This is a genomic window from Oceanimonas smirnovii ATCC BAA-899 (genome assembly GCF_000381965.1).
Lineage (GTDB): Bacteria > Pseudomonadota > Gammaproteobacteria > Enterobacterales > Aeromonadaceae > Oceanimonas > Oceanimonas smirnovii.
On sequence record NZ_KB908456.1, the window covers coordinates 15,960 to 39,020 of the forward strand.

The 23,061-nt window shown below is 58.1% G+C and carries 16 protein-coding genes and 1 pseudogene; 4 read left to right on the forward strand and 13 right to left on the reverse strand.

Annotation, left to right across the window (positions count from 1 at the left end; all coding sequences use genetic code 11):
* Nucleotides 1–89 precede the first annotated feature (89 nt).
* Entirely contained in the window at nt 90–1,394 is a 1,305-nt protein-coding gene (locus G364_RS0104345) for an ABC1 kinase family protein (RefSeq protein ID WP_019933932.1), read from the forward strand.
* 121 nt (nt 1,395–1,515) lie between these two features.
* Complete coding sequence (locus tag G364_RS0104350) at nt 1,516–3,987, forward strand: EAL domain-containing protein (RefSeq protein WP_019933933.1); 2,472 nt, start codon at nt 1,516–1,518, stop codon at nt 3,985–3,987.
* An 8-nt stretch (nt 3,988–3,995) separates the two neighbouring features.
* On the opposite strand, the gene G364_RS0104355 is transcribed toward G364_RS0104350, so the two are convergent.
* From G364_RS0104355 to recC, 6 genes are all read right to left on the reverse strand, one after another.
* Entirely contained in the window at nt 3,996–4,691 is a 696-nt protein-coding gene (locus G364_RS0104355; RefSeq protein ID WP_019933934.1) for an anti-sigma factor, read from the reverse strand.
* Nucleotides 4,688–5,254 (reverse strand): sigma-70 family RNA polymerase sigma factor, encoded by a 567-nt coding sequence (locus G364_RS0104360; RefSeq protein WP_019933935.1) that lies wholly within the window; start codon nt 5,252–5,254, stop codon nt 4,688–4,690. Before G364_RS0104360 ends, G364_RS0104355 begins: the two co-directional genes overlap by 4 nt.
* Before the next feature lie 111 nt (nt 5,255–5,365).
* On the reverse strand, nt 5,366–5,884 hold the full coding sequence (locus tag G364_RS0104365) for a DUF3455 domain-containing protein (protein WP_019933936.1): 519 nt from the start codon (nt 5,882–5,884) through the stop codon (nt 5,366–5,368).
* 105 nt (nt 5,885–5,989) lie between these two features.
* On the reverse strand, nt 5,990–7,987 hold the full coding sequence (gene recD, locus G364_RS0104370; RefSeq protein WP_019933937.1) for an exodeoxyribonuclease V subunit alpha: 1,998 nt from the start codon (nt 7,985–7,987) through the stop codon (nt 5,990–5,992).
* Nucleotides 7,984–11,598 (reverse strand): exodeoxyribonuclease V subunit beta, encoded by a 3,615-nt coding sequence (recB, locus tag G364_RS0104375; RefSeq protein WP_019933938.1) that lies wholly within the window; start codon nt 11,596–11,598, stop codon nt 7,984–7,986. The genes recD and recB overlap by 4 nt, the downstream gene beginning before the upstream one ends.
* Nucleotides 11,595–15,002, reverse strand: a complete 3,408-nt coding sequence (gene recC, locus G364_RS0104380) for an exodeoxyribonuclease V subunit gamma (RefSeq protein WP_019933939.1) — start codon at nt 15,000–15,002, stop codon at nt 11,595–11,597. The genes recB and recC overlap by 4 nt, the downstream gene beginning before the upstream one ends.
* A gap of 211 nt (nt 15,003–15,213) precedes the next feature.
* Between recC and G364_RS16350 the strand changes: the two genes are divergently transcribed.
* Nucleotides 15,214–16,998: a BCCT family transporter gene (locus G364_RS16350; RefSeq protein WP_019933940.1), complete on the forward strand. Its 1,785-nt coding sequence runs from the start codon at nt 15,214–15,216 to the stop codon at nt 16,996–16,998.
* 4 nt (nt 16,999–17,002) lie between these two features.
* Here the strand turns inward: G364_RS16350 and G364_RS0104390 are convergent, their stop codons facing one another.
* The 4 genes from G364_RS0104390 to G364_RS0104405 form a co-directional block, all read right to left on the reverse strand.
* Nucleotides 17,003–17,824, reverse strand: coding sequence for a mechanosensitive ion channel family protein (locus G364_RS0104390; protein WP_019933941.1), 822 nt, complete (start codon nt 17,822–17,824; stop codon nt 17,003–17,005).
* A 13-nt stretch (nt 17,825–17,837) separates the two neighbouring features.
* Nucleotides 17,838–18,815 (reverse strand): hypothetical protein, encoded by a 978-nt coding sequence (locus tag G364_RS0104395; RefSeq protein ID WP_019933942.1) that lies wholly within the window; start codon nt 18,813–18,815, stop codon nt 17,838–17,840.
* A 72-nt stretch (nt 18,816–18,887) separates the two neighbouring features.
* Nucleotides 18,888–19,238: a GlpM family protein gene (locus tag G364_RS0104400; protein WP_019933943.1), complete on the reverse strand. Its 351-nt coding sequence runs from the start codon at nt 19,236–19,238 to the stop codon at nt 18,888–18,890.
* A 36-nt stretch (nt 19,239–19,274) separates the two neighbouring features.
* Nucleotides 19,275–19,781: a DUF3087 domain-containing protein gene (locus tag G364_RS0104405; RefSeq protein WP_019933944.1), complete on the reverse strand. Its 507-nt coding sequence runs from the start codon at nt 19,779–19,781 to the stop codon at nt 19,275–19,277.
* 128 nt (nt 19,782–19,909) lie between these two features.
* Here G364_RS0104405 and yegD point away from each other — a divergent pair, with 128 nt between their 5' ends.
* A complete protein-coding gene (gene yegD / locus G364_RS0104410) occupies nt 19,910–21,268 on the forward strand; it encodes a molecular chaperone (RefSeq protein ID WP_026344687.1) in 1,359 nt (452 codons plus the stop codon).
* 13 nt (nt 21,269–21,281) lie between these two features.
* Here the strand turns inward: yegD and G364_RS17535 are convergent, their stop codons facing one another.
* From G364_RS17535 to rplY, 3 genes and pseudogenes are all read right to left on the reverse strand, one after another.
* Nucleotides 21,282–21,737, reverse strand: coding sequence for a methyl-accepting chemotaxis protein (locus tag G364_RS17535; RefSeq protein ID WP_418135461.1), 456 nt, complete (start codon nt 21,735–21,737; stop codon nt 21,282–21,284).
* Between the two features lie 84 nt (nt 21,738–21,821).
* Nucleotides 21,822–22,622, reverse strand: a pseudogene (locus G364_RS17540) (PAS domain S-box protein); the annotation flags it as partial.
* Nucleotides 22,623–22,742: 120 nt separating this feature from the next.
* The gene (rplY, locus tag G364_RS0104420; RefSeq protein ID WP_019933947.1) at nt 22,743–23,030 is read right to left on the reverse strand and encodes a 50S ribosomal protein L25; all 288 of its coding nucleotides are present in this window, start codon (nt 23,028–23,030) and stop codon (nt 22,743–22,745) included.
* Nucleotides 23,031–23,061: the final 31 nt, after the last annotated feature.

A 23,061-nucleotide genomic window follows, 5' to 3' on the forward strand; every position in this document is an offset into this window, starting at 1 on the left:
AGTCTGTCTCCTCGAAAATAAAGGGGCTGATCTGAATATAAATGTCTTTTTAGCGGTCTGTGTGGCCATTATAGAAAGAGGGTGCATCCATGAGTAATGATAAAGGGCATAAAGTGCCCGGACACCGCCTGGCCCGAATCGGCCACCTGGCATCTCTGGCAACCCGGGTAGCCGGTGGCATGTTGGGTGAAGGGGCGAGGCAATGGTCCCGGGGTCAGCGCCCCAGTGCCCGGGATCTGCTGCTTACGCCGGCCAATGCCCGCCGGGTAGGTGATCAGCTGGCCCGGCTGAGGGGAGCTGCCATGAAAGTGGGACAGCTGCTGTCGATGGATGCCGGCGATCTGCTGCCACCGGAGCTGGCCGATATTCTGGCCCGGCTGCGGGCTGAGGGCACTCCCATGCCTGCATCACAGCTGGCACAGGTACTTAAGCATGAGCTGGGAGAGGACTGGCAACGCCATTTCAGTCACTTTGAATTTCGCCCCATGGCTGCTGCATCCATTGGTCAGGTGCATCAGGCCTGGGCTGATGACGGCGAACATCTGGCGGTAAAAATTCAGTATCCGGGCATTGCCGGCAGCATTGACAGTGATGTGAGTAATGTCGCAACCTTGCTGCGCATCAGTGGTCTGGTGCCCGAGGGAGTAAATTATCAGCAACTGCTTGATGAAGCCAGACAACAGCTGCATGCTGAAGCCGACTATGTTCTTGAAGCTCGTCAGCTTGAGCGCTTTAATCTGCTGCTGGCGGGTGATGAACGTTTCATTCTGCCCAGGGCTCGTACTGATATCAGCACAGAGCGGCTGCTGGCCATGAGCTTTGTGGATGGTAAACCTGTTGAGTCTCTCGGGAATGAACCGTTAGAAAGACGCAATCATATTATGGCACTGCTGTTTGAGTTGCTGTTTCGCGAATTATTTGAATTTAACCTGGTGCAAACCGATCCCAACTTTGCCAATTTTCAATATCAGGATGAACGCCTGGTACTGTTCGATTTCGGTGCAACCCGTGAATATGCCCCGTCATTTGGTGACGGCTACCGCCGTCTGTTCTGTGCTGCCCTTGACCATAATGAGCAGGCCATGACAGCCGCGCTTACCGATATCGGTTTTTTCAGTCAGCAGATTATTCCCGAACAGAAACAGGCGATCATTCACATGGTGCAGCTGGCCTGCGAACCCTTGCAGCAGAACGCGCCTTTTGATTTTGGCAACAGCACCCTGGCCCAGCAACTGCGTGATGCAGGCACAGCCATCAGCATGCAGCAAAACTACTGGCACAGCCCCCCTGCCGATGCATTGTTCTTGCATCGCAAGATTGGCGGCCTCTATTTACTGGCGGCCAGACTGGGAGCCAAAGTGAATGTAAGGCAACAATTACAATCCTGGCTATAAATGCATAACAAGATAATTGCCAAGTACTATATCCACAGATAGAGTGAGAAATTAAATGCTTTACCTGGTCTGAACATAAGTGACGGATATCTCGCCAAACCCAGTACTGATAGAAAGGCTGATGCATACCGGCCTGCTTACCTGCAGCCCGGACACTCCCCTGCGTGAGGCAGCAGAGCGAATGGCATCCCGTCGCTGCAGCTCCATTCTGGTACTGGAGCACAATGTTGCCGTGGGCATCTGGACCGAACGGGACAGCCTCAAGCTGGATTTAAGCACCTCTGCCAGTCTGGATGTGCCCATTCGCAAAGTCATGAGTCAGCCAGTGCGCAGCCTGCCCCAGACCACGCCGGTAAAAGAAGTTGAGCAGTGGTTCAGAAATCATCAGTGCCGGCACTTATTAATTACCGACGACAGTGGCCTGCCGGCCGGCATGGTGTCACAAACCGATATTGCCCTGAAACAGGGTCTTGAGCCTTATCTTGGTTTACGCCGGGTAAACGATGCCATGAATACCACCCCGCTGGTATTGCCGGGCATCATGTCTTTGGCAGCTGCTGCCGGTGAGTTACTCAGACACCAGCAGGACGCCGCCGTCATCACCTGCTCGGCGGTGCAACTGGGTATTATTACCGAGCGTGATATGGTGAGGGTCATTGCTCGCCATGCCGGTAATACACCGGTGGGAGAACTGGCCAGTAAACCGCTGTTTTCTGTTGCTCCGGGTGATACGCTGCTGCACGCACGGGACCTGATGATAGATAATCAGGTACGGCATCTGGCAGTACTGGAAAACAATAAAGTAGTGGGACTGCTGGGTTTTCGGGAAATCATAAATGGGGTTGAATACCGCTACCTCAAAGAAATGCAGCAATTGTTGCAGGAGCGGGATCAGGCGCTTAATACCTCGCGGCTGAATTTGCAGCTGGCGGAGCGAGTGATAGAAGCGTCGCTGGAGAGCATAGTGATTACCGACGCTGAAAACCGCATCGTGTTTGTCAACCCCTCCTTTACTCACACCACTGGCTACAGCGCCGAAGAAGTAATAGGCCGTACCCCGGCCATGCTGTCTTCCGGCCGGCACGATGCTGCTTTTTATCGTGACATGTGGAAAACCATTAATGAGCGCGGGTACTGGCGCGGTGAAATCTGGAACCGGCGCAAGAGCGGCCAGCTCTATCTTGAGCTGCTGACCATTACCGCCATTCACGATGATGACGGTCATACCACACATTTTGCCGCCCTGTTTACCGATATTACTCATATCAGGGAAAACGAAGACAAGATCCGGCGTCTGGCCTATTACGATCCGCTTACTGGTCTGCCCAACCGGCGTTTGCTGGAAGACAGGCTGGAGCTGGCTATTCGCCATGCAAACCGTAACAAGCAGCACCTGGCGCTTATCTTTCTTGATCTTGATCACTTCAAGCAGGTTAACGATACATTGGGCCATGCTGCCGGTGACGAGCTGCTGCTCGATGTTTCCCGGCGCATTCGCATCCGCCTGCGGGAAGACGATACTCTGGCGCGGCTGGGCGGGGACGAATTCATTGTGCTGCTGCCCGAGCTGAATGAGCCGGAAGAAGCCAGCCGTGTCGCTCAGCGCCTGATCGATACCATTGCCGAGCCTTTCAAAATAGGCCCCCATGAATTTCGTATCGGCTGTAGTCTGGGAGTCAGCCTGTATCCTGATGACGCCGGCTCTGCCGAGCAGCTGTTACATCAGGCCGATGCGGCTATGTATCAGGCCAAACAGGAAGGCCGTAACGATTATCGTCTGTTCAGTAAACATATGAATCACCAGCAGCACAAGCTGCTGGCCATGGAAACGGCACTGCGCTACGCCGTGGAAACCGGCGAAGGCTTGAGTGTGCATTATCAGCCACAGGTGCGCCGTGACGATCGCAGTCTGGCCGGAGCCGAGGCACTGGCCCGCTGGCATCATCCCGAATTTGGTCCGGTTTCTCCGGCAGAATTTGTTCCTCTGGCAGAGCGTGCCGGCCTGATGGTACCACTTGGCATGACGCTGCTGAACAATGTTGCCAGCCAGCAACGACGCTGGCTGGATCAAGGATTAATACCGGTGCCGGTATCGGTCAACCTGTCGGCACAGCAGTTCTGGCAGCATAACCTGCTGGTGCAGTTCCGGCTGCTGCTGGCGGAGCACCGGCTGCCGGCCGGGCTTATTGGCATAGAGCTGACCGAAAGCGTGCTGCTCGACAAGCAGCAACAGGCCATTCCTCTGCTTTATGGCCTGCGCGAGCTGGGATTCAGCATGGCCATCGACGACTTTGGCACCGGCTACTCCTCATTAAGTTATTTACAGGATCTGCCTGTGGATACGTTAAAAATTGATCGCAGCTTTATTCAGCGCCAGGAATCCCGCAGCAGTAATGCCATTCTGGCAGCGGTTACGGGCCTTGCCCGGGAGCTGGACTATAAAGTGGTGGCGGAAGGGGTGGAAACTGAAGCACAGATGAAGGCACTGACGCGTTACCCCGTGGATTTAATTCAAGGATATCTCACCGGCCGGCCCGTGACTGCTGATGAGTTTGCCGAGCGCTGGCTCAGCAAACAAACCTGCCGGAACTGAGATGATGGTTACAGGGCAACAGCACGGCCAATAAATTGAACCGGCCCAGTAGGCAGCCCCGTGGGCGAGCCACCCGGCTGCTCAAGGGTCAACTCAAACAACTGATTCGGTGCCAGCGGCGGCAGCTCATCCAGTGTGGTGTGCAGCGGCTGCCCCGGCTCTACCAGCCCCAGAGATACCGGTGCCGGCCAGTCTGCTCCCTTGGTCCAGAATTGCAGCACCCTGTTTGCCGGTATGCTGGTGACTGCCAGCGGAAGCAGCTGAACCTCCCGCCTGTTGCTGGCACGCACCAGCCAGCCCGGTGTCTGCTGCTCGGGGGCAATCAGTACCACCACGTAAGCCGGCTGTGGCGCAGGCTGAAACAGTAACAGCACCGCCACCAAAGCACAGGCCGCCATACTCACGCCCTGCCAGAGCAATATGTGCTGCCACCAGCGACGCTTTGGTACAGCCGGGCGTAATGATTCCAGCATATCAATACTGCGCCTGATCCTGGGCCAGAGCAGAGATGAGGGAGCCACCGGCTCAGCAAGTGCTGCCAGGGGATGCAGCCGCTCTTCCCATTGCGCCACCACATGCTGCAGGCGTTCATCCGTCTGCAGCCGCTGCTCCAGTTGCTGCCGCTCTTCTGCAGACAAGGTGCCCAGCACATACTCACCGGCCAGGGCATACATTGCAGCATCATGCTGCTCCTGGTTACTCATGACATACACTCTCTGAGGGTTGCCAGACTACGCCGAATCCAGGCTTTAATCGTTCCCAGCGGCGTATTTAAACGGGCAGCAATCTCGTGATGCGTGCAGCCATCCATATAAGCGTGAAGTATGCAGCTGCGTCGTTCTGGTTCAAGCATTGCAAGGCAGCGTTCAATACCGGCGCTGTGTTCTTCCCAGCTCACTCCGTCCTTGCGTTGCTGCCAGTGTTCAAAGGATCGGCTGGCATCCATCTGCTGACTTTGCTCCGTATCCATATTCAGCTCCCGGCTCCGGTTGCGTACCGTATTCAGGGCAAGGTGGCGAGCCACACTGTATATCCAGCCCCGGGCAGAGCCCCGCATAGGATCAAAAGAACCGGCACGCAGCCAGATATTGAGCAGCGCATCGTGAACGATATCCTCTGCCAGGGCCCGATCACGCACAATGCGCAGGACCACCCCAAGCAACTGCGCACTTTCCGCTTCATACAGCTGGTGCAAGGCATTGCGCTCACCACGGGCACACGCCGCCAGCAACCGCTGATAATCCACATCTGCTATCAATGTGCTCATACAAAACACCGCCCGGAGTCGTCAAATGGAACTTTTCCGTTCCAAGCATAGACCATGACTCCCGAGCGGCTCTGAAAATTTGTTTCTTGAGGCTTAATGATGTGCCGAGCTTCAGCCTGCTTTCCAGAACAGATAATCCGCCTGATACTGCACTACCTGACGATCACCCTGGTTACCTTCGCTGCAGTCCATCGCCGGGGCCACTCCGCCCTGAGTATTAAGCCGCTGAATATAAGTGACACCTGTCATGGCTCCCTCCCCGTCAGCAGGATTTGCCTGAACCAGCTGAAGAGGAATATTACCATCACCACCGGGTGCCACAGCGAGCTGCTTGCCGGTGACGCTGGAGCCGTCGGCAGACTGCCAGGTAGCCGGAGGACCGAAATAGCGGCCTATCTCATTCCCCGCACTGTCCTTCAGCATGGCATCCGGGCCCATAAACACCCAGGCTGGTTTTCCCGTGTCTGCAGCCTTGCATTCATAGGTAATTTCACCAATACCAAGCGTTTCCATTACCAACTGATTGCCTGCAGGTACCTGTACGCTTTCCGGCACCACAGCCTGAGCGGCAGGGATCAGTAACAAGGCCGAAGTCAGCACCAGGGTCATTTTTCCGTTAATATTTTGCATCTCATCTCTCCCGACAGAATAACAATGATATGTGGCATCACGGCCACATAATGAATACCCACCGGAACCTCATTTGGATGCACCTAAGCAAAAAAATATTTTGTACTAGCGCTGCAGGCTTTCAAGCAGGCCGCTGCGCCGCTCAACACGGCGGGCAATAGCCTGTTCAAATACGTTCCGGCCCGGCTCCAGTAAGGTAAAATGCTGGCTGGCCCGGGTAATGCCGGTATAAAGCAGCTCCTTGGTCAGCACCGGATTCAGCGCCTCGGGCAGGATCAGCGCCGTATGTTCAAACTCCGAGCCCTGAGACTTGTGCACTGTCATGGCAAACACGGTTTCCACCTCGCTCAGCCGGCTTGGCAGCACAAAACGCAGCTCGTTACTGCCGTCGTTGCGGGCAAACGCTACTCTGAGCACGGCGCGACCGTCTTGTTCCGGCAGCCGCAGAGCAATGCCGATGTCGCCGTTCATCAGCCCCAGGCTGTAATCATTGCGGGTCACCAGCACGGGCCGGCCTTCATACCAGCCTTCAGCAGCGCTGAGCAGACCGCGCCGGTGCAACAGACCGGCAATGCGCAGGTTCAGCCCTTCCACCCCCCAGGGGCCGCGGCGCACCGCACACAAAAGGCGAAAACGATCAAAGGCCGTCAGCACACTGTCGGCCCAGTCATGCCAGGCGTTATCATCAAAGGCGGTATTCACAGCCGGGCGGGTGTTGTTCAATACTTCCAGATAATGGCCGTAGCCCAGCGCCTTACCTCTGCCACCATAAAGCAAACGGTTCAGGCTGCTGTCCTGCTCGCCCTTTATGCGTACCGAGGCAATATCGTCATACTGGCCCAGCAAGGCCCGGGCCAGCGTCGCCTGCTGGCTGTTTACTGCCTCCGCCAGCCGGCCAATGCCGGAGCCACCGGCAAAGCGGCGGGAATAGCGCAACATCAGCACCCGCTGAGCCAGCGCGTGGCGCTCTGAATCTCCGGCCAGCAGTGACGGATGAGCCACCTGTTCACCACTGACCGCTTCCAGCCAGGCTTTGCGCTCCGGAGTATAGAGTCCCTGCTCGGCCTGACTGCACAAGTCTCCCAACAGCGCTCCCGCTTCCACTGAAGCCAGCTGATCCTTGTCTCCCAGTAACAACAGACGGGCATGCGCCGGCAGGGCCATCAGCAGGCTGTGCATCATTTCCAGGTCAATCATGGACGCCTCATCCACCACCAGCACATCCAGCGGCAGCGGATTCCCTCCATGATGACGAAAATGCCGGCTGCCAGGCACACTGCCCAGCAGGCGATGCAGGGTGCTCACTTCCGTGGGAATATGAGCGCGTACCGTTTCATTCACCGGCAGCCTGACTACCTGATTACCAATAGACTCGGTCAGCCGGGCCGCCGCCTTGCCGGTGGGTGCCGCCAGTCTGATGCGCAACGGCTGGCTGGCGGTGCCCTGCAACAACGCCAGCAGCCGCACCACAGTGGTGGTTTTGCCGGTACCGGGGCCGCCGGTGATCAGGGTAAAACCACTGCTGGCGGCCAGGGCACAGGCCAGCTTCTGCCAGTCGGTCTGGCGCTCGCCATTAATTCTGAGCGGCTCGGGAAACAGCCGCTCAAGCCAGACGGGCAGATCATCGGGCACGTCCCTGTCATCTCGAATACGGGCCGCCAGCGCTTCAGCAACTCCCTGCTCATAACTCCAGTAGCGGCGCAGATAAAGCCGTTCACCACTGAGCACCAGCGGTCGCTCCGCTTCTCCCTTGGCCGCTATCAGCGGACTTTGTGCCAGCGCCTGCTGCCAGTCACTCAGGGTCAGTCCGGCCAGCCACAAAGACGGCAGCCAGGCATCCGCCAGGCCTTCTTCTCCTTCCGGTGGCAACGACAGGGCAAAGTCTGGCTCGGCCAAGGTGGCCGCCAGGTCCAGACACACATGGCCATGACCAAGCTGGTGGCTGGCCAGTGCCGCCGCCAGCAGGACACGCGGATCTGCGCCTGGCACCTGCTCAGCCAGAAAGCCCGCCAGGGCGCTGTCCAGGGCTCTGAGCCAGCCAAGTTCCACCCATTGCTGCAGCAGGGACTGCAGCTCCTGTATTGACGTTTTGGTGGTGATCATGACCCGCTCTCCTCGTTCTGCTCGCCGTAAAATAGCTGGTTTAAGGTTTCAATCAGCACCTTGGGTGGGCGCTCGAACCAGCCGGCACCGGGGCTGCGCACAAAGGCATACAGGGCTCCCCCCATGTGGGTGTCATAGTCATAATCAGGCAAACGCAGCAGCAGCTGGCGGTGCAGCGCCAGCACATAAAGCACCGCCTGCAGATCGTAACGGTGGCGAATCACCTGGTTTTCCATGGCCGCCCGTGTGTAATCACCGTCGTCGGATCCCAGCCAGTTCGACTTGTAATCCACCACGTAATAACGCCCCTCATGCTCAAACACCAGATCGATAAAGCCCTTGAGCATGCCGTTCAGCCGGCCGGGGGCCAGCTCGGGCCGCTCCCGCTCAGGCAGAACATGCTGACGTATCAGGCCGTCAAGGGCCGGAATGTGCACATGGCTCACTTCCAGCCAGAATTCCAGCTCAGGCTGACACTGCTCCAGTTGCTGCAGCGCCGGCCCGCCGGCAAACAGGGGCGTGCTCATCAGCCCCAGCAGCCAGTCGGTGAGTGGTGTGGTCCATTCAGTCATGCCTCTCAGCTGACAGCGCCGCGCCAGCTGGGTGGCCAACTCCTCGGGCCGGGCCGCCAGTCCCTCATTCAGCGCCAGCTCCAGCAAACCGTGTAAAAAGGTGCCCGCCGCCGGTCCGCGAGGAAAGCGGTGCAGCCCGGGCGTTTCACCGGGGCGCAGCGGCACAAAGGGGCGTTCGGTGTCGTCATCACCGCTTTTTTCTGCTTCGGGCCGCTCCGGTGAGGCATCGTCAAAACGCCGGCCGGCATCGTTACGACTTAATAAAGCGCTGTAGGAGGCTATCCACCAGTGCTCCGCTGCCGGCCGTCCTGGCTCGGCCCATACCGGCTCAGCCACATCGTCATCACAAGCCTGCAAGAGCGTCTTATTGGCCTCGGGAGCGGCGCACAGGGCGGTATCGGCGCTTTCCAGCGGCTGCAGCCACTGGCTCAAGTTACCCGCAAGTGTGGCACCGCCGCCCAGCAGCCGGCCAATGGCCGAGTCATGCAGGCGCGAGTGTTTGCTGTTGCCCACACCAATATCGGCCAGCCCCAGCCAGCAGGCGTGGCGGGCCCGGGTGAGCGCCACATAGAGCAGGCGCAGATCTTCTCCCAGCCGCTCCCGCTCGGCCCGGGCCTTTTGCTCATCGGTGGGGCTAAGCACCAGCCGCTTGCGGCCGTTTTCATGCAGCTGCACCGCGCTGCCTCTGGCCCCGCTTTCACGAAAACTGCAGATAAAGGGCAGAAATACCAGCGGATATTCCAGTCCCTTGGACTTGTGAATGGTCACCACCCGCACCAGGGCGGCATCGCTTTCCAGCCGCAGCACCTGCTCATCGGCGGCTTCCCGCTCACCGTTAATGCACTCGGCCAGATGGCGGATCAGCGCCTGCTCGCCATCCAGGGTGGCGGCGGCCTGCTGCATCAGCTCCGCCAGATGCAACAGATTGGTCAGCCGGCGCTCTCCTTCCGTGTCCTGCAGCAGCCGGGCCGGCAGCTCAAAGTCGTGCAGCAGCCGGTGCACCATGGGCAGCACGCCCTGGCGCTGCCACAGCCGGCGATAATCCCGAAACTGCATGACCCTGGCTTCCCAGTGGCGCTCGTCCTGATTCAGCCGCTCCAGCTCCGCCAGACTCAGCCCCAGGCTGGCGGTGGCCAGCGCGGCTCTGAGTTTGCCGTCCTGCTCCGGCGCGGCGCAGGCCTGCAGCCAGTGCAGCACATCACCGGCCTCGGGGCTGGCAAACACCGAATCCTTGTCGGACAGATACACACTGCGCACGCCCCGCTCCGCCAGTGCCCGGCGAATGGCCTGAGCTTCACGAAAGCTGCGCACCAGCACGGCCATGTCGCTGGGTCTGACCGGCGTAAAACCGTCTTCGCCGGCAAAACCGGCCCGGCCTTCACCGCCCAGATTCAGCAAGTGCGTCATATGGCTGGCACAGCGGGCCGCCATGTCATTCACATAGGCACCGCCGGAAAAGGGCTTGTCGTCCTCGTTATCGAGCTGCCACAACACCAGCGCCGGCCAGGGATTATCATCACACTGCCACTGCTCACTGCGGCCTCTGGCCTTGACCGGCATAAAAGGCAGCGGATTCTGACCGTTCTCACGAAACAGAAACGCCCCCTGCTCATGGGCTTCGGCTCGCTCGAACAAGCGGTTCACCGCCGACACCATGGTGCGGGAGGAGCGAAAGTTGGTGTCCAGGGTATAGTGCCGGTCTTTGGTGGCTGCACGGGCGTCCAGATAGGTATAAATATCCGCCCCACGAAAGGCATAAATAGCCTGTTTGGGATCGCCAATCATAAAGAGGCCGCTGTCGGCATCGTTATCGGCCACACGGTAAATGGTGTTGAAAATACGATATTGCAGGGGGTCTGTGTCCTGAAATTCGTCGATCAGTGCCACCGGAAACTGCCGCCTAATCACCTCGGCCAGTCGCGGGCCGTTTTCGCCGGCAAGCGCATCATCCAGCCGGGTGAGCATGTCATCAAAGCCCATTTCCGCCCGCCGGCGTTTTTCCAGCTCAAAGCGCGCCCGCACATGCCCGGCGGCATGGCGCAGCGGGGCTTCCAAAGGCGCGGCCAGCGCCGTCAGCTCGGCGGGCAAAGTTTCCATGGCGGCAAAAGCCGGGTGCTCGGGCGCGGCGGCCGTGTCTTTCCAGGCTTCGGTAATGCCGCTCTGGCTCAGGCGATAAAACGCCGCCTCCGTTAACGGCAGCACCAGCTCGTCGCTGCTCAGCCAGTCCCGAATAACACTTAGCCAGCCGTCGGTACGTTTGGCCTGCAGCCACTTGCCCTGCACCTGCTTGGCGGCAATGGCGGTTTGCAGCAGCTGCTCTATCTCGTTCACCCACACTTGCCAGGGCGCTTTTATCGCTCTGAGCCTGGCCTCACGCTCATTCAGCCGGGTGGTGAGCAGCTCTCCCAGCTCGCCTGGCACCTGCTCCGGCTCGGCTAACAGCGGGCGTACCTTATGCAGCAGGGTATCAGGGGTTTGCCAGTGGGCTATCACCCAGTCCAGTGCCGCACCGCTCAGGTCATAACAGTGTTGTCGCCAGTAATCCCGCACCACTCCGGCCAGCAGCTCGCTGTGATCGGTCTGCAGGGTCTGGGTAAAAAGGCTGCCGCTGTCAAAGGCATGCTCACGCAGCATGCGCTGACACCAGCCATGAATGGTGGACACCGCCGCCTCGTCCATCCACTGGGCGGCAATGTCCAGACGGTGAGCGCAGCCCGGCCACTGCCCGGGAGCAAAGTCGTCTCTCAGTGTGCGCAGCAGATCGTCGCCATCGGTTTCCTTGCGAAAGACCGCTGCCGCTTCCACCAGCCGGCTGCGAATGCGATCGCGCAGCTCCTGAGTGGCAGCCTCGGTAAAGGTGACCACCAGAATTTCCGGCGGCAGCAGCTCCCGTTTAAACCCCTGCTCACCGCCATGGCCCAGCACCAGCCGCAGATAAAGAGCCGAAATGGTAAAGGTTTTTCCGGTGCCGGCACTGGCTTCAATCAGCCGGCTGCCGTGCAGGGGAAACGTCAGCGCCAGCGGACGCGATGCATTCATGATGAAGTCTCCTGTGGCTGAGGGCCATATTCCAGCAGCGGCCGGTACAGCTGCTCGCTGATGCGGATAAAACGGCCATCGGCCTGCAGAGCGTCAAAGTCGGGAAACTGGCGCGCCAGAACAACTCTCTCGGCCCGCTCGCCGGCATAATGAAAATCGTCGCCGTTATAGGTTTTGCTGGCAGCCAGCTCCGCTTTGGCGGGGTCTTTTTGCTCAAGGGCACTCATGGCGGTTTTCAATGCCACCGGCAGCGGGGCCGTCATGCCCGCCTGCAGGGCGTCAAGCCACTGCTGCACCAGGGTGAGTGCCGTGCTCTGTGGCAGTGGCGGTGCCTGCAGGGTGACGTCTTCACCCACCAGATACAGACTCAGTTCAATGCCGCTGGCACAGGCCACTGTCTGGGCCACAAAGGCGTGCAACAGCCGGTGCCAGCGCACACTTTTACCGCTTTTCAGATCGCCCGGCTGCAGTTCAATCAGCACCAGTTGTTCACCTTGCCGGCGCAAGCCCCCCAGCCAGCCTTCCAGCTGCAGCGCGCCATGGCTGACCGACAGCGGCAACGGGGATTCCAGCAAGTCAGGCCAGGCATGACAAAGGGCCTGGTAGCGGCTTAGTTGATCCGGCAATGTTTCCAGCATCTCGGCCCGCAGCCGCTCACCAAAACCCGCCAGCGGCAAACGCCCCTGCCCCTGCAGCCGGCGGGCGGCGGTATTCAGGGCGTCATTCACTTCATCGGCCACGGCGGCGGCGTTCAGCAACTCCCGTTTGATCATGTAGCGCTCCAGGCCGTCGAGACCGAAGGGCTCTTCGTCCTGACGGGCGGCGGCGTCCTGCTCCAGTATCACCTTGAGCCGGCGGGCAAAAAAAGTGGCCACGGGCTGGCGCAAAAATTGCTGCAGCTGCTCCAGCGTGACCGGGCCATCGGGTTGCCATATTGGCAAGGCACTTTCAATGCCAGCCGCTGCAGGCTGTGCCACCCACTCACGGGCATAGCTTTGCAGGTCACTGCCCTGGGTAAAATAGCGCCGGCTGAAGGGCTGCAGCGGATGCTCGGTGGTCATGGCATCCAGCAGGGTGCCGCCGTTTTCCAGCTGCCAGCCACTCAGGTGATCCCGCAGCTGCCCCACCAGCACAGACGGCGGCCGCTCGGTATTGTCGCGGATACTGCGTCCTACCCAGCTGATATAAAGACCGTCCCGGGCCGACAACAGGGCTTCCAGCATCAGGTAGCGATCGTCTTCCCGGCGGGAACGGTCCCCGGGCCGGTAGTCTTGCCCCATTAAATCAAAGTCGAGCGGGGTCACGCTACGCGGGTAGTCGCCGTCATTCATGCCCAGCAGACACACCCGTTTAAAGGGAATGGCGCGCATGGGCATCAGGGTACAGAAGTTAACGGCACCGGCCAGAAAACGCTGGCTGAGCCGGCCCTGATCCACGGCTCCCAGCCAGGCTTCCCGTACCACGGTCAATGGCAGCGGCTCGGTCAGATCAACCCCGGAGCACAGCTCGTGCCAGTGCTCCAGCGCCTCGGTCAGGCCGGCCAGCAGGCTCTGCTCCCGCTCGTTTTCCGGCTCAAAAAATTGTGCCAGCAGGCCATGCAGCACCACCGCCCAGTCGTCAGCAGCCATGGCATCACTCAGGTTATGATGCAGGTGGTCAATGGCATTCAGCAAGTTGGCCAGAGGCCCTATTATGGCCGCATCCAGGCCGCCGATTTCATCATAGGGCTCTATGCCGGCCCAGGCATCCCCGGCACCCACCGCATAACCCAGCAACATACGCCGCAGGCCAAAGCGCCAGGTGTTCTGCTCCAGACCATCGGGCAGCCCCAGTCCGGCCCGGCGCTGAGCATCCAGGCCCCAGCGCACACCGGCACCTTCAATCCAGCGGCGCAACACCGGCAGGTCGGCATCGGCAATGCCAAAACGCCGGCGCAGGGCCGCCACCTCCAGCAGATCGAGTACTTCACTTACCGGCAGCCGGCTTTCCGGCAGGCGCAGCAAATGCTCCAGGGCAATCAGCAGCGGCTCACAGCCCCGGCTGCCCTGATCCGCCAGGGTAAAGGGAATAAAGCGATCATCGTCGCGCTCATACTGGCCAAACACCGCCTGAATATGAGGGGCATACACATTAATGTCAGGCACCATCACAATAATGTCTCGCGGGCGCAAGGCCTTGTCCTGCGAGAAACGGGCCAGCAGTTGATCGTGCAGAATTTCCACTTCCCGCTGGGGGCTGTGGCCGATATGAAACTCGATACTGAGCTGTTCTTGCGTCAGCGGCGACCAGTATTCACGGCTTTCTGCCGGCGGGCGCAAATTAAGAATGTCGTCCTGCAGCTGGCCCAGCAGGTGACTGGTATCGCCGTTATCAAACAAATCAATACGGCTGCCAATGGCATTAAAACGGGCACGGTAGCTGTCGGGATCATCCAGGCTGTCGAGCAGGTTGATATAGTCCCGCCCCTGCTTGCCCCAGGCCGCCAGCAGCGGGTGCGCATGCTGATGCAGCTCGGTGTCGTTCAGCCCCGGCGACTGGCCGGCCTTGCGGGCATGGCGGCGGTACTGGTGCCGCAGCAAGTCCTGATCCGGCACTATGTCGCCCCAGTGATGCTGGCAGGGGTTGTGTACGCACAGCAATACCTGAGTAAAGCGGGCCATGGCCGCCAGCGCTTCCAGGGTTTGTGCCGGCAATGAGGAAATGCCAAATACCACCACCCGGCGCGGCAAACCGGCAGGCCTTTGTTCGCAGCGGCGCAGCTGCGCCACAAAGCGCGGGTGCACCCCGGCCCGGCTGCCCGCCAGCTCCTGCTCGCCCACATCGGCAAGCAGGGCCCGCCACAGCGCCGGCTGCCAGCGCACGGCGTCGTCCAGCGGCTGCTCGCCCCGGCGGCCGTGGATCATGATGTCCCGGCCCTCAGCCCAGGCCGCCAGCCAGTCGGCTCTGTAAACCTGATACTGATCAAACAAGTCCGCCAGCCGCTCCGCCAGCTGATAGCGCTTGCGGCCGTCACCGTCGTCATGCAAAAAACGTTCAAGGGGTGCAAACACAGCCTCGCTGCACAGCCCGGGCAAGAGCCGCATCAGCCGCCAGGTGAGCGGGGCTTTGTCCAGCGGCGACAAGCGCGGAATGGTGTCGCTACCCAGCACAGCGCGATAGCTCTGCCACAGAAAACGAGCCGGCAGGTCAACCTGCACCGCAGCGGCAATGCCGCCACTGTCGCGGGCGGCCAGGGCCAGCTTAAGCCACTGAGCGATACCATTGCTCTGCACCAGTACCACTTCGTTTTCCAGCGGGGCCAGGGGGTAGCGCCGCATCCAGGTGACGGCCAGCGCTCTCAGCTCCTCCAGATGGTTACCATGCACCACCATCAATCCCGGGCTGAGGCCGTTTTCATTTTGCATTGCGAGTCCTTTTTTCCCGTGCGTGACGCCTATCATAGTGCCGAATGGGCGCGACATTAAGTGTCGCCCGCTCCCATGGTCAAAAAGCTGCCTGGTGACCAGAAATTGCCAATGGCCGGCAAATGGTTACAATCCTAATCTTTTGCGCTCGCGAAAAAGCCGGCCTGACGTTTTTTCAGGCCCATGGAATAACAATAACAAGGAGTCATTTATGACGGTAAAACAGCAGCAAAGCGTGCATTTTGGCGATGTTGATCGACGTTTGCCTCAACATTCACTGCAGCCAAATAAGGTGCCGGACACCCGCATCGACCGCTTCACTTTCTTTTCGGTTCTGTTCATTCTCGCTGCGGTTACCCTGCCTCTGGTGCTGTTTCCGGAGCAAGGTGCCAGCTGGGTGGCACAGGCCAAAACCTGGATCACAGACACTTTTGGCGTCTTTTATCTGGCACTGGGACTGACCGCCGTGCTGTTTGTGATTTACATTTCGTTTTCGGATATTGGCAGTATCAAGCTGGGCAAGCCCGAAGACGAAATGGAATTCAAAAACAGCTCCTGGGCAGCCATGATGTTTTGCGGCGGCATTGGTGCCAGCATTCTGTACTGGGGCATTATTGAATGGGCCTATTATTATCAGGGACCGCCTTTTGGTTTGCAGCCGGGCACACCCGACGCCATTCGCTGGGCGGCCACCTACGGAATTTTTCACTGGGGGCCGGTGGCCTGGTCCATTTATCTGATCCCGGCCATTCCCATTGCTTATTTTGCCCATGTGCGCAACTCGCCCCGCCTGAAGGTCAGCCAGAGTCTGGCCCCCCTGTTTGGTGAAAGCTTTGCCTGCAGCAACTGGGGCAAGCTGGTGGATGTGTTTTTTGTCTTTGGCATGATTGGCGGTGGTGCCACCACCCTGGGGCTGGCCTCACCCATGGTCACCGAAGGCCTGCATGAGCTGTTTGGCCTGCCGGTAAATAACTGGAGCCGGGTCATGGTGCTGCTGGGCACCACGGCACTCTTTGCCTGGAGTGCATGGCGCGGCCTGAAAAGCGGTATTCAGCTCTTTTCCAACATCAACTTTTATCTGGCGCTGGCATTTTTGGTGGTAGTACTGTTTGCCGGCCCCACTGGTTTTATTCTGAATACCGGACTGGAAAGCATTGGTCGTTCACTGACTCAGATGATCACCATGATGACCTGGACCGAGTCGTTTGGTCCCTTTGCTGATCATGGCTTTAACGAAACCCGCTTTGCCAAGGACTGGACCATTTTTTACTGGGCCTGGTGGCTGGTATTTGCCCCTACTGTGGGGCTGTTTATTGCCAAGATATCCAGAGGCCGTACCATTCGCCAGATGGTGGTGGGCTCCATTTTCTTCGGGTCTTTGGGCTGTGCTGTTTTTTTTATGATCCTGGGCAACTATGGCCTGTATATGCAGCTGTCCGGTGAACTGGATATTGTCGCCATTCTGAATCAGCAAAGCCCGACCGCGGCCATTTTTGCAGTACTGAACACCCTGCCGATGAGCTGGCTGATGGTGGCCGTGTTTACCCTGCTGGCCATTATTTTTACCGCCACTACCTTTGATTCCATTTCCTTTATTCTGGCCTCTGTGGTGCAGCGGGAAGTGGACGGCGAGCCGCACCGCTGGAACCGGCTGTTCTGGGCCTTTACCCTGTGCTTTATGCCAGCGGTATTAATGTTCCTGGGTGGTTTGTCGACCCTGCAGACCGCGTCCATTTTTGCCGGCGCACCGCTTATCGTCATCATGGCCATGATGATGATCTCCATTATCAAGGCGGCCAAATACGATCTGCACTATCAGCCGGATTATTCCCTGAAGACCATTCACATTGAGGAGCTGCCCGAAACTGCCCCCTGGGAGCAGGGTGAAACCTCGGAAGCACCGGAAGGCTCTGTGCTGGCCCAGCAGGCAGAATATGATGAAATGCGTCAGCAGCAGGAAGAAGATGCTGAAAAGATCACACCGCTGAAAACCTGATTAATCAGCCGGCGTTGCTGTCGCTGGTCTGGGCCATGGCTTCCACCCGGGCAAATTCCACGCCCATGGTTTGCAGCTGCGCCTTGCCTCTGGCGGTGAGATCCGAGATAAACAAAAACTGCTGGCGGGGATCCATGGGGTAGGCCTTGATGCGATAACGGCTGCCCCAGGGATGATCTTCCATCACCACCACAACGGGCCGGCTCAGCTTGAGATAAGGGCTGGACAGCGCCACCTCATGCAATATCCGGCGCACCTGGTAAGCATCGTGCGCCGGGGCCAGATAAAAGCTGGCCACGCACATCAGGCTGGCACCGCCGTTATTGGCATTGCGGATCAGTCCGTTCCACAGTTTTAAATGGGGCACCACCACGACGGTGTCGTCGGGAGTCACCATTTCTACTGCCCGCAGGCCAATATGGCGCACCTCGCCATAACAGCCATCCACTTCAATCCAGTCACCGGGCCGGTAAGGCCGTTCATAGGCAGCCACCACACCGGCAAACAGACTGCTGACATAATCCTTGAGGGCAAAACCCAGCGCCAGCCCCACGGCCCCGAGAATAGCCACCATATTACGCAAAGAAGGCTCAATCAGCAGGCTGACTATCCAGCCAATGGCCGCCACCACCACCAGAATACGCAACGTGGGGATCAGCGCCAGCACCCAATGCCGCCGCCGGCCGTGCAAACGGGCTGCCAGCATGGGCAACAGGCGTTGAATAAGCCAGGCCAGCAGCAGCGCCACTGCCACCACCAGAGCCAGCTCAATCAGCAGTCCGGGGGTTATACTGCGAAACAAATTACGGACTTTTTCCGCATCCAAAACGCGCTCCTTGCTAAAATTCGTCGAGACAATGATCCCGGCCGGCCAGAAACTCCCGCACTTCACCATACGCCACCGGACTGATCTGCCAGCGGGTTTGCTCTCTCGCTACCAGCCCGGCCGCCAGCATTCTGAGCAAACTGGCGGCCAGCTGCTCCGGTGCCAGCATGGGCAGCACCTGTTGCAATGCCGCCTCATTCAGCCCGCCATGCAACAGCAGAGCATAGAGCACAAAACCTTCGTTATCGTGCATGCTGGCCGGAATATGAGGCAGCGGCTGCTGTTCAAGCTCGGCTTTCCACAGCGCCAGCGCCACACCGGCGTTGCCCCGGGCGCGGGCGGCCAGCCGGGTGAGCTGACGCTCAGCGCCTTTGATGCCAAGCTCACGCAACAGACCGGGCGTCGCCGGAGCAAAGCAATAAACGGCGCTCAGGCCCGGATCAAAACCCTGGGTGATAAAACGGTAAGTCCAGCTGTTACACACCACCAGGCCGGTACCAAAGGCTCCCTGTACCAGCTGCATCAACAGGCAGCGTAAAAACCTCATGCCAGTGGCGGTACGCAGAAAGTAGAGGCTGATCTCATCAATCAGCCAGGGACCGCGTACCTGCTGGCTTTGCCACCAGGCTTCCACATCGGCGCTGACCAGCTGAGTGATAGTAGGCGGCTGCAGACAAGGCCATTGTCGCCATTCTGCCCAGTCCCGGGCAATGTCGGCGGTGGCACTGAAAGGAGGATCCAGTAAAAAACGCACTTCCCGGGTTTGGCCCGGCCAGCCTTTAAGACCATGATCCAGCGCTTTTACTGCGGGCGTGCGGTTAAAACCGGCATAGTCTGGCAGCGTGCTGCCATTGTTGGTATCGGGCTCGTCGGTTATGCCAAACACCCGCTGCAACTTGTGCCAGCCGCGCTGCAGCCGGGTGCTGGCCGGCGGCTCCGGACACTGAAAGTCACTCAGTAATATTAATCGCCAGTGGCCATTGGCAGCCATAATTCAGTCTCCTTACCAGCGTGATCATCTGCCTTGAATATGGGCTGACCGCTTTTAGTATAAGAGCGATACTCAGGCCGCCACGGAATAATATTTCATCCAGCCCAGCAACAGACCTGCAGCACCCAGGCCCCAGACCAGCGTTGCGCCTGCCAGCGTAGTAAATAAACTAAAACGATAGCTGAACCAGTATACCGCCAGCAAATAAGCGGCATAAGGCAGCAAGGAATACAGACCAAACAGCGCCGTTACCCTTAAATCCGCCATGGTTCGTTCTGTGCCCACCAGATAATGAGCAATCAGTGCAAAGGTGGGAAACAAAGGCACCAGCCCGGCAATAAAAAAGCTTTTGGACCGGGACAGCAGCGCAATCAGCAGTACCGCCAGCGCCCCCAGTAACGATTTCAAAAACAGTGATAACACTCTCTTCCTCCGGTCAGCCGTGCCTGGGCTGCTGCATTAAAACTGTTTCAGCATGCTTTCATCATACTGTTCGGCATTCAGGGTCACCCCATGCTGTTCAGCCAGCGTGTTCAGCTCAGCCTGCTTGTCTGCCAGCTCATCCATGACAATGGTATTGTCATCCAGCTGCCACAGCTGGCGCGAGCCGGCATAACAAAACTGCAGTATCTGCATGGCGGTTTCATTGCCTTCGCGGGCAGCCGCTTCCACCTGCCGCCGTTTGCGGGCAATCTTGTTCAGCCGCTGTTTCAGATCCCACACATACACAACCTCGGTCATAAAAGGGTGCTGACGAAACCGGCTGAGCCCGGCCCCCACCAGCAGCGCTGCAAACACCACTCCCAGCAGGTTCCAGTGAAAGTGACTGCCATCGGCATCGGGGAAAAACGCTATCAGCAGCTGAGAAATAGCCAGACTGAGCACGGCCAGTACCAGTGCAGACCCGATAAACACTTTATTAAGATGCCCTCGGTAGCGCTTTTTATCTATCTGTTTAAGTTTCATAACCACCTGAAAAATTAATTAAAACCGGCTGCATTATAAGCGCGCCCGGCCCTTCTTGCTAATGCGCCGGGCCTTGCTCCAGCACGGCAATAGCAGTAACATTCGCGCCTTTTTGCAAAGGGGCTGCCATGATCGGATTTGACTACGGTACATCAAACTGCGCTGTTGGTGTCATGGACGGCAATCGCCCAATGATATTGCCGCTGGGTAAACACGGCCGCTATATCGCCTCCAGTTTGTATGCCCCCAGCCGTGAGGTGATCGTCAACTGGCTGCATCGTCAGCTGCCAGCAGCCGAACAACATCACTTCGCCCAACAGCGCCGGCTGCAGCTGCAAAAAGGTCAGACCGAGCTGAACGAGCTGGCGCTGGACGGTATTTCCGGTGAACTGTTCTTTGGCCGCGATGCCCTGAACAGCTATCTGCAGGAGCCCGATGAAGGCTACTACATCAAATCACCCAAGTCGTTTCTGGGGGCCAGTGGCCTGCTGCCGGCGCAGATTGAGCTGTTTGAAGACATAGTCGCAGCCATGATGAGCAATGTGAAAACCCTGACCGAGGCCAGCCTGGGCAGAGCCGTGACGCAAACCGTCATTGGCCGGCCGGTTAACTTTCAGGGCCTGCGCGGCGAAGAAAGCAACGATCAGGCATTGGCCATATTGACCCGGGCCGCCAAACGGGTGGGCTTTAAGGAGGTGGAATTTCAGTTTGAACCGGTGGCGGCAGGATTTGAATATGAAGCCAGCCTGAACAAGGAAACCCGGGTTCTGGTGGTGGACATTGGCGGCGGCACCACCGACTGCTCCATGATACTGATGGGGCCACAGCAGGCACAGCGTGAAGATCGCAGCCGGGATCTGCTCAGCCACAGTGGTGAACGGGTGGGCGGCAATGACTTTGATATTGCCTTTGCCCTCAAGGGAATCATGCCGGCCTTTGGCCTGAACAGCCTGCTTGCCAGCGGAAAAACCATGCCCGCCAACAGCTACTGGCAGGCGGTGGCCATTAACGATATTCATCAGCAAACCGGGTTTTACAGCGCCGCCAACGGCCGTTTTTTGCAGCAACTGGTGCGGGATGCGGCAGAGCCCGCGCTGGTAAGCCGCCTGCTCAGGGTGCAAAAACACAAGCTCAGTTACCGGGTGGTCAACGCCGCCGAGCAGAGCAAAATTGCCTTTACCGAGCAGACCCGCCAACGGATTGAACTGTGCGATATCGATAATAATTTAAGCCTTGAACTAAGCCGTGATGACTTTGCCCAGGCCTGCCAGCGCGAGCTTGGCCGTATTACCAGCCTGATGCAAAGTGCCATTACAGAGGCAGGCACTCAGCCTGAAGTGGTGTTTGTTACCGGCGGCACGGCCAAATCGCCGGTGCTGAAGCGGTTTTTACAGCGGGCGTTTCCCCACACTCCCATTGTGGTTGGCGATCATTTTGGCAGTGTTACCGCAGGGTTAACCCGCTGGGCCAGGCGAATTTATTGCTGACAGAGTATAAAAGTTACAAATTTAGCCGGAACTGCCCTACCGCATCCACTATCTGCCGGGCACCCTGCTGTATATCTCGCATGACATTACCCGAGTCACTGGACAGGGTGAGAGCCTGCTGTGCCCGGCTCATGCTTTCTTCTATCAGAATAACCGCCTGCTCGGTCAGCTTGCGGTTCTCCGAGACCATGGTAATGATTTCTTCGGTGACCGAACTGGTGCGGGCCGCCAGATTGCGTACTTCGTCAGCCACCACGGCAAACCCTCTGCCCTGCTCGCCGGCACGAGCCGCTTCTATGGCGGCATTCAGTGCCAGCAGGTTAGTCTGATCGGCAATACCGCGAATACTGCTGACCAGCTCGGCCACACGCTGCGACTGGCTGTCCAGCTCTGAAATACCGGCACTGGCGCTGCTCATCTGGCTTGAGAGCTCATTCATGGTACTGATGGTGGCATCGATCACCTGCATGCCCTTGCGCGTATTTTCATCGGTGGCTTTGGAAATATCATATGCGATATCAGATGTTTCGGCGGTAGCCAGCTCCCGGTTCACCTGTTCGGTTATCACAGTGGCAAACTTTACTACCTTATAAAGCTCACCGGCTTCGTCGTGAATGGGGTTATAAGAGGCTTCCAGCCAGACCACATTGCCCCGGCTGTCAAGACGGCGAAACCGATCCGATACGTATTCGCCCGAACGCAGCTGCTGCCAGAATTGGCGGTAAGCATCACTGTGCACCTCCTGCTCGTCACAGAACAGCTGATGATGTTTGCCGATGATCTGACTCCGGGTGTAACCCATGGCATTGAGAAAGTTGGCATTGGCATTCAGAATAATGCCATCCAGACTGAATTCAATCACCGCCGAAGAGCGATCCAGCGCAGACAGCATGTCTTCTTTTTCCCGAGAGCGGGAAATGGTGCGGGTCACTTCAGCAGAATAAGCCGCCAGCACAGGCTCGCCCGCGCCACAAACGGCAACAGGCTGAATAATGGTACGATACCAGACTTCATCACCGTTTTGATTGAGCATCTGCATTGCTCCGTGCCAATGTTTGCCCGACTCAATGGCACTCAGCATTTTTTGGCAATGCTCTTTTTCAAGCGCAGCGGGCACCAGAAAACGGGTTAACGGCTGTTGTAACAAGTCATTGGCTTGATATCCCAGTGACTGGTGCAGATTCTGATTACTGTAGGTGATCATCCCTTTGCAGTTCAGGGTGAAGTAAATCATTTGAGCACCCAGATCTCGCCGCATGTTATGAAAAATATTCAGCTCTGCCTCAAGCTCACTGATGCGTTTTTGCAACCTTTTACTGTTAAACATGCTTTGCCGCCATGATAACCCTCTCATTGTAAGCCGCTATTATATTTGAACAGAAAGTCAAAGATCTTTGTTTCTGGATCAAAAGCGTATAAAAAAGGGACAAAAAAACCGCCCGAAGGCGGTTCTTTTGTGAACAATGTGTATCGCTTAGGCGCGAACAAAGTCCAGGTGAGCCAGCTTGGGCTTGAAGGGATGACGCTGAACGTCCTGAACCTTCACTTTTACTTCCTGACCGTCGATAACCAGGGTCAGCACTTCGTTGTAGAAGGCGTCTTCGGCTTGAGCGATGATGGCCTTTTTGTGGTCCAGAGCAACCGCTACCGGCTCCTGGTTGCCGCCATAGATGATGGCAGGCACTTTGTCAGCGTGACGCAGGCGGCGGCTCGCACCTTTCCCCAGGTCAGTACGCACTTCGGCTTCAAATACAAATGACATAATCTTCTCTCTTTGAGGTTAATGACAAAGG

What these genes read in the sequence shown, in the direction of transcription:
- G364_RS0104395 (WP_019933942.1), bottom strand. Translation starts at nt 18,815, where the DNA reads ATGGCTGCCAATGGCCACTGGCGATTAATATTACTGAGTGACTTTCAG.
- G364_RS0104365 (WP_019933936.1), bottom strand. Translation starts at nt 5,884, where the DNA reads ATGCAAAATATTAACGGAAAAATGACCCTGGTGCTGACTTCGGCCTTG.
- recD (WP_019933937.1), bottom strand. Translation starts at nt 7,987, where the DNA reads ATGATCACCACCAAAACGTCAATACAGGAGCTGCAGTCCCTGCTGCAG.
- G364_RS0104345 (WP_019933932.1), top strand. Translation starts at nt 90, where the DNA reads ATGAGTAATGATAAAGGGCATAAAGTGCCCGGACACCGCCTGGCCCGA.
- G364_RS16350 (WP_019933940.1), top strand. Translation starts at nt 15,214, where the DNA reads ATGACGGTAAAACAGCAGCAAAGCGTGCATTTTGGCGATGTTGATCGA.
- yegD (WP_026344687.1), top strand. Translation starts at nt 19,910, where the DNA reads ATGATCGGATTTGACTACGGTACATCAAACTGCGCTGTTGGTGTCATG.
- G364_RS0104360 (WP_019933935.1), bottom strand. Translation starts at nt 5,254, where the DNA reads ATGAGCACATTGATAGCAGATGTGGATTATCAGCGGTTGCTGGCGGCG.
- recB (WP_019933938.1), bottom strand. Translation starts at nt 11,598, where the DNA reads ATGAATGCATCGCGTCCGCTGGCGCTGACGTTTCCCCTGCACGGCAGC.
- recC (WP_019933939.1), bottom strand. Translation starts at nt 15,002, where the DNA reads ATGCAAAATGAAAACGGCCTCAGCCCGGGATTGATGGTGGTGCATGGT.
- G364_RS0104355 (WP_019933934.1), bottom strand. Translation starts at nt 4,691, where the DNA reads ATGAGTAACCAGGAGCAGCATGATGCTGCAATGTATGCCCTGGCCGGT.
- rplY (WP_019933947.1), bottom strand. Translation starts at nt 23,030, where the DNA reads ATGTCATTTGTATTTGAAGCCGAAGTGCGTACTGACCTGGGGAAAGGT.
- G364_RS0104350 (WP_019933933.1), top strand. Translation starts at nt 1,516, where the DNA reads ATGCATACCGGCCTGCTTACCTGCAGCCCGGACACTCCCCTGCGTGAG.
- G364_RS0104405 (WP_019933944.1), bottom strand. Translation starts at nt 19,781, where the DNA reads ATGAAACTTAAACAGATAGATAAAAAGCGCTACCGAGGGCATCTTAAT.
- G364_RS17535 (WP_418135461.1), bottom strand. Translation starts at nt 21,737, where the DNA reads ATGCAGGTGATCGATGCCACCATCAGTACCATGAATGAGCTCTCAAGC.